General features: G+C 65.1%; 7 protein-coding genes. 3 read left to right on the forward strand and 4 right to left on the reverse strand.

Annotated elements, in window-relative coordinates:
* Together VMR03_RS15385 and VMR03_RS15390 are read left to right on the forward strand one after the other, a co-directional pair.
* Window positions 1-628: aldehyde dehydrogenase family protein (locus VMR03_RS15385; RefSeq protein WP_325406761.1), on the forward strand; the 628-nt coding region annotated here is incomplete at its 5' end.
* Window positions 625-1,803, forward strand: coding sequence for an iron-containing alcohol dehydrogenase (locus VMR03_RS15390; protein WP_325406763.1), 1,179 nt, complete (start codon window positions 625-627; stop codon window positions 1,801-1,803). The genes VMR03_RS15385 and VMR03_RS15390, both read left to right, overlap by 4 nt.
* Here VMR03_RS15390 and VMR03_RS15395 read toward each other — a convergent pair whose 3' ends face one another.
* A complete protein-coding gene (locus tag VMR03_RS15395; protein WP_325406765.1) occupies window positions 1,804-2,136 on the reverse strand; it encodes a hypothetical protein in 333 nt (110 codons plus the stop codon). It lies immediately after the preceding gene.
* A 96-nt stretch (window positions 2,137-2,232) separates the two neighbouring features.
* Between VMR03_RS15395 and panC the strand changes: the two genes are divergently transcribed.
* Complete coding sequence (gene panC, locus VMR03_RS15400; protein WP_325406766.1) at window positions 2,233-3,099, forward strand: pantoate--beta-alanine ligase; 867 nt, start codon at window positions 2,233-2,235, stop codon at window positions 3,097-3,099.
* 3 nt (window positions 3,100-3,102) lie between these two features.
* Here panC and VMR03_RS15405 read toward each other — a convergent pair whose 3' ends face one another.
* The 3 genes from VMR03_RS15405 to VMR03_RS15415 form a co-directional block, all read right to left on the reverse strand.
* A complete protein-coding gene (locus VMR03_RS15405; protein WP_325406768.1) occupies window positions 3,103-3,282 on the reverse strand; it encodes a hypothetical protein in 180 nt (59 codons plus the stop codon).
* 114 nt (window positions 3,283-3,396) lie between these two features.
* Window positions 3,397-3,831: a DUF1489 domain-containing protein gene (locus tag VMR03_RS15410; protein WP_325406770.1), complete on the reverse strand. Its 435-nt coding sequence runs from the start codon at window positions 3,829-3,831 to the stop codon at window positions 3,397-3,399.
* Entirely contained in the window at window positions 3,828-5,846 is a 2,019-nt protein-coding gene (locus VMR03_RS15415) for an acetyl/propionyl/methylcrotonyl-CoA carboxylase subunit alpha (protein WP_325406772.1), read from the reverse strand. The genes VMR03_RS15410 and VMR03_RS15415 overlap by 4 nt, the downstream gene beginning before the upstream one ends.
* Window positions 5,847-5,891 lie beyond the last annotated feature (45 nt).

The following is a 5,891-nucleotide window of genomic DNA, read 5'->3' on the forward strand; positions in this document are numbered from 1 at the left end:
CGCCTTCTTCAATTCGGGCCAGTCCTGCTGCGGCAAGGAAAGGCTCTATGTCCATGCCGACGTCTATGACGATTTCGTCGAGGGCTTCGTCGACCTGACGAAGAAGTACAAGCTCGGGAGCCCGCTCGACGCCTCGACCACGCTCGGGCCGATGGTGCGCTCCTCCGCGGCGGCCTTCGTCCGTGGGCAGATCGAAAGCGCGGTGCGCGGCGGCGCGAAAGCGCTCGTCGACGAAAAGCTCTTCCCCGCGTCAAAAGCCGGCACGCCCTATCTCGCGCCGCAGGTTCTGGTCGACGTCAATCATCAGATGGATGTGATGCGCGAGGAAACCTTCGGGCCGGTCATCGGCATCATGAAGGTGCGTTCCGACGACGAAGCCGTTCAACTGATGAACGATAGTCCCTATGGCCTTACCGCCTCTGTGTGGACGGAAGACGAGGATGCCGCTATCGCCATCGGCGAGAAGATCGAGACCGGCACGCTTTATATGAACCGCTGCGACTATCTCGATCCGGCACTTCCCTGGACCGGCGTCAAGGATACGGGCCGCGGCGCGACGCTGTCGCGCGTCGGCTATGAATTCCTGACGCGGCCGAAAAGCTATCACCTGCGGACCAAAACGAAATGATCGACAAGTACCCTTCTCTCTCCGCCAACTGGAACTATCCGACCAAGGTTCGCTTCGGGCCGGGCCGCATCAAGGAACTGGCGGAGGCCTGTCGCGCCGTCGGCATATCGCGGCCGCTGCTCGTCACCGATCCGGGGCTGAAGCCCCTGCCGATGATCATGGAAGCCATCGGCTCACTGGAGCAGAGCGGGCTTGCCAGTGCCCTTTTCGCCGATGTGCATCCCAATCCCGTCGGCGCCGATGTCGAGGCGGGTCTCAAGGTCTTCCGCAACGGCAAGCATGACGGTGTCGTCGTCTTCGGCGGCGGCAGCGCGATGGATGCCGGCAAGGCGATCGCCTTCATGTCCGGGCAGACGCGACCGATGTGGGACTACGAGGACCGCGAGGACTGGTGGACGCGCGCCGACGCCAAGGGCATCGCCCCCATCGTCGCTGTGCCGACGACCGCCGGCACCGGCTCGGAAGTCGGCCGCGCTTCCGTCATTACCGACGAGCGCGATCACACCAAGAAGATCATCTTCCATCCGAAGATGCAGCCGGCCGAGGTGATCGCCGATCCGGAGCTCACCGTCGGCCTGCCGCCGCATATCACGGCGGCCACCGGCATGGACGCGCTGTCGCACAATCTCGAAGCCTTCTGCTCGCCTTTCTGGCATCCGATGGCGCAAGGCATCGCGCTCGAAGGCATGCGGCTTGTGAAGGACTGGCTGCCGACGGCGGTCAAGCAGGGCAGCAACATCGAGGCGCGTTCCTATATGCTCGCGGCCTCGTCGATGGGTGCGACCGCCTTCCAGAAGGGCCTCGGCGCCATGCATTCGATGAGCCATCCCTGCTCGTCGCTGCGCGGCACGCATCACGGCCTCACCAATGCCGTCGTCATGCCCTATGTGCTGGTTCACAACAAATCGGCAATCGAGGAAAAGCTCGCCGCCGCGGCGCGCTACATGGGCCTCAAGGACCAGAGCTTCAACGGCTATGTCGACTGGGTGCTGGCGATCCGCGAAGAGATCGGCATTCCGAACACGTTGAAGGAGATCGGCTTCGGCGAGGACGCCATTCCCGAAGCCGCGCCGATGGCGCTGGAGGATCCTTCGACCGGCGGCAACCCGCTGCCGATGACGGTCGGCGATTATGAGCGGCTCTATCGCAACGCCATCGAGGGCCGGCTCGTCTGATTACTCAGGATGGCCCGGCACCCAGGCGCCGTTCGCGTCGTGGTGGCCGGGCACCCAGCCTTGGGATTTCTGCCCCGGCTCCGGCGTCACATGAACGGGTCCTTTGCTCTCGTAAGTCGGCACAAACCCTCGCGTGGTATTGTGTCCGGGCACGATACGGCTCGGCGGCTCGACTTTGGGCGCCTTGAATACCGGCGCTTTCGGCTGTTCCGAGTTGATCGGCGGCGGGGATACGGGCTTTGCCGGCTCCCATGGAAACTGCTGCGCGGCAAGCTGCGGCATCGCTCCGAAGAAAGCGGCGGCGGCCACGGCCATCTGCAATGCGATACGCATGCTCCCCATATAGGAAGCCTCCGCCCGCTCCGCCAGCCCGCGTTGAGGGCGCGCTCGTAATCGACTAGTCTCGCGCCGATTTTGCGGAGAACCTTCATGACGATCGACAAGACGAGCCATGCCCTTCCCGTCGCGCGGACGGTCGCCGATCTACGCGCCGCCATCGCCGATTGGCGCAGACAGGGATTGAGGGTCGGCCTCGTGCCGACCATGGGCGCGCTCCATGCCGGCCATCTGTCGCTGGTCGATCTGGCGAAATCGAAAGTCGACCGCGTCGTCGTCTCGATCTTCGTCAATCCGACGCAGTTCGCGCCCAATGAGGATTTCGGCGCCTATCCGCGCACCGAAGCCGCCGACGCCGAAAAACTCGTCGGGCATGGCGATCTCATTTTCGCGCCCGCCGCCGAGGAAATGTACCGTCCCGGCTTTTCGACCACGGTTTCGGTCGCCGGCGTTTCCGCGCCCCTCGAAGGCCAGTTCCGGCCGACACATTTCGCGGGCGTCGCGACCGTGGTTTCAAAACTTCTGCTTCAGGCCCTGCCCGACATCGCCTGTTTCGGCGAGAAGGACTGGCAGCAGCTCGCCGTCATCCGCCGCATGGTCGAGGACCTCGACATTCCGGTCGAGATCGTCGGCGGGGCAATCCTGCGCGAGGCGGACGGGCTCGCCATGTCCTCGCGCAACGTCTATCTCTCCGAAAGCGAGCGCAAGGCGGCGGGTCAGCTCAATGTGATCCTGCGCGAGACGGCGGCGAAAGTTGCCGCCGGCGCGATCATTCCCGAGGCGACGCGCGACGGCGCGGACCGCATCCGCGCCCTCGGCTTCGATCATGTCGATTATCTCGAAGTCCGGGACGCGGCAACGCTCGAAATTTTTCCATCGGGCCACCCGACCGGTCCGGCGCGCATTCTCGTCGCCGCGAAGATCGGACGCACACGCCTCATCGACAATATGCCGGTCTGACGCTCAGCAGAGGTCGCGCGGCGCCATCATCGCCTTGCGCAACTGGCAATAGGCCTTGCCGTCGCATCCGGGGCAGCCAAGCGTGCACTGGCCGTCGAGCGTCCCGCCCCGCAAGGCAAGTGCGACTTTCGCGAAGGCCTCGACGGCGCGGACAGCTTCGGCCTTGATGATTTCGCAGGTCATGGTTCGACTCTCGTCATATCAATTTCAATGACGTGATTTCGCGCTGAATCGTAAAATCGGAAAAGTCGTCAGCCTGTCGCTGCGGGCATGTGCCGCAGTCTCACGTGCCCAAATTCAGAGCAATCCCAGCTCTTCCAACTCGCGGCGCATCTCTTCGGGCATGTCGTCGATCTCGTCGACGCCTTTCACATCCGCCGGCGCGTCCTTCGCCTCGAAATAGCGCCAGCCCTGGAAGGGTCTGCGCTCACGGCGGCGTGTCAGCACGATTTCCGGGTCGAGCACGAGGCGGCAGCGTTTGATCCCCTCACCATCGACGAAGGGGTCGATGTCGAGCAGCTTCTGGCGGCAGCGGATGACGCCCTTCATGACCCAGTAGAGCGAGCCGCCGTCGAGAATTTCGGCGGCGCGCGTCGGCACCATGCGGGTGATATGCGCGAGCACCGGCGGCTCCTTGCGCTTGCGCTTCTCGGCCAGTCGCTCGGCCTGCCAGGAACGCAGATCCTCGACGTCGTCCGCGCCGACGCAGAGCTTGATGAGATGAAGCGTCACGCCTCGACCTTCTTGTCCTCGAACACAACCAGCGCCGCGCCGGCCTCGACCTGATCGCCGGCTGCGACATTGACCGAGGCTATGATGCCATCGGCCGCCGCCGCAAGCGTCTGTTCCATCTTCATGGCTTCCATGACGACGAGGCCCATGCCCTTCTTCACATGGGCGCCTGCTTCCGCCAGCACGGCGACGATTTTGCCGGGCATGGGCGACTTCAACGCGCCCGTGTCGCCCTCTCCCGCCACGTCGACATCGAGAGGATCGGGGACCCCGAATTCATACGTCACGCCGCGATGGATGACCGCGAAGCCCTTCCCGGTCGCGACGTAGCCCGCCTTGACGCGGCTGCCGTCAACCGTCGCGGCGATTTCGCCTCCGGTGCTGAGCGCGCCGCTCGCGACATGCTCCGCCCCGTCATGCGTGAAGCGCCAGCCCTCGCCCTCCGGCGTCACACAGACCGACAGCGTGTCGTCGCCAATCGTGAGCTTCAGAAGCTCGCTTCGGCGTCCACCCAGCGTCCAGCCATCAGACGCCGCCCAGGGCGACCATGGCTCGCGCGTGCGGGCCTGCGCCTTGCGCCCCGCCTCGGCGCGCGTGGCAAGATGACCGACCAGCGCGGCGCCGAACACCTTCGCGTCAAGCTTCTGAACCGGCACCAGCGCCTCAAGATGACGGTCGATGAAACCGGTATCGATGTCGGCGTTCCGAAAGGCCTCGTGCCCCATGACTTCGGCGAGGAAGGCCAGATTGGTGCGCGGCCCCGCGACTTCCATGTCGAGCAGGAAGCGCCGCAGCTTTGCCAGCGCGGCGTCGCGGCTCTCGCCATGCGCGACGATCTTGCCGATCATCGGGTCGTAGAACATCGAGACCTCGTCGCCCTCCTCCACGCCCATGTCGGCGCGGATGCCCTCGTCCTTCGGCAGCCGCAGCCGGACGAGCTTGCCGGTCGAGGGGAAGAACTTCTTCGCTGGGTCCTCGGCGTAAAGGCGCACCTCCACCGCGTGCCCGTTCAGCGGAATCTCGCCCTGCGTCATCGGCAGTTTCTCGCCCGCCGCAACGCGCAATTGCCATTCGACGAGATCGGTGCCGGTGATCGCTTCGGTCACCGGATGCTCGACCTGAAGCCGCGTGTTCATCTCCATGAACCAGAAGGCATCGGCGCGGAGCCCTTGCGAGCCATCGGCGATGAACTCGACCGTGCCCGCGCCGCGATAGCCGATGGCCTTGGCGGCGGCGACCGCCGCCTCGCCCATCGCCCGGCGCATCTCTTCCGGCATGCCGGGGGCCGGCGCTTCCTCGATCACCTTCTGGTGGCGGCGCTGCAGCGAGCAATCGCGCTCATGGAGATAGACCGCGTTGCCATGCGCATCGGCAAAGACCTGGATCTCGATATGGCGCGGCCGCGTCACATATTTCTCGATCAGCACGCGCTCGTCGCCGAAGGCGGCGCCCGCCTCACGCTGCGCGCTCTTCAGCTCCTTCTCGAACGATGCCGGATCGTCGACGCGGCGCATGCCCTTGCCGCCGCCGCCCGCCACCGCCTTGATGAGGACGGGATAGCCGATCTTCTGCGCCTCGCCCTCGAGGAACCGCGCGTCCTGCTCAGCGCCGTGATAGCCCGGCACCACAGGCACGCCCGCCTGTTCCATCAGCGCCTTGGCGGCGTCCTTCAATCCCATCGCCTTGATAGCCGACGCAGGCGGACCGACAAAGATCAACCCGGCCTTCTCGCAGGCTTCGGCGAAGGCGACATTCTCGGAGAGGAAGCCGTAGCCCGGATGGATCGCCTCGGCGCCCGAACGCTTCGCCGCCTCGACGATCTTTTCGATGACGAGATAAGAGTCTTTCGCCGCCGCCGGGCCGATATGGACGGCATCGTCAGCCGCCCGCACATGATAGGCGCCGGCATCGGCATCCGAATAGACGGCAACGGCCCGAAGCCCCATGCGCTTCGCCGTCCGCATGACGCGCGCCGCGATCTCGCCGCGATTGGCGATGAGGAGGGAGGAGAACATCAGATGTTCCTCCGTGCGCCGTCGGTCTTACCTCCCCCTTGAAGG

It is taken from the genome of Parvibaculum sp. (assembly GCF_035511255.1).
Lineage (GTDB): Bacteria > Pseudomonadota > Alphaproteobacteria > Parvibaculales > Parvibaculaceae > Parvibaculum.

Bases quoted from the DNA above. Each gene is read 5' to 3' on its own strand.
- panC (WP_325406766.1), top strand. From the start codon at position 2,233: ATGACGATCGACAAGACGAGCCATGCCCTTCCCGTCGCGCGGACGGTC.
- VMR03_RS15390 (WP_325406763.1), top strand. From the start codon at position 625: ATGATCGACAAGTACCCTTCTCTCTCCGCCAACTGGAACTATCCGACC.
- VMR03_RS15415 (WP_325406772.1), bottom strand. From the start codon at position 5,846: ATGTTCTCCTCCCTCCTCATCGCCAATCGCGGCGAGATCGCGGCGCGC.
- VMR03_RS15395 (WP_325406765.1), bottom strand. From the start codon at position 2,136: ATGCGTATCGCATTGCAGATGGCCGTGGCCGCCGCCGCTTTCTTCGGA.
- VMR03_RS15405 (WP_325406768.1), bottom strand. From the start codon at position 3,282: ATGACCTGCGAAATCATCAAGGCCGAAGCTGTCCGCGCCGTCGAGGCC.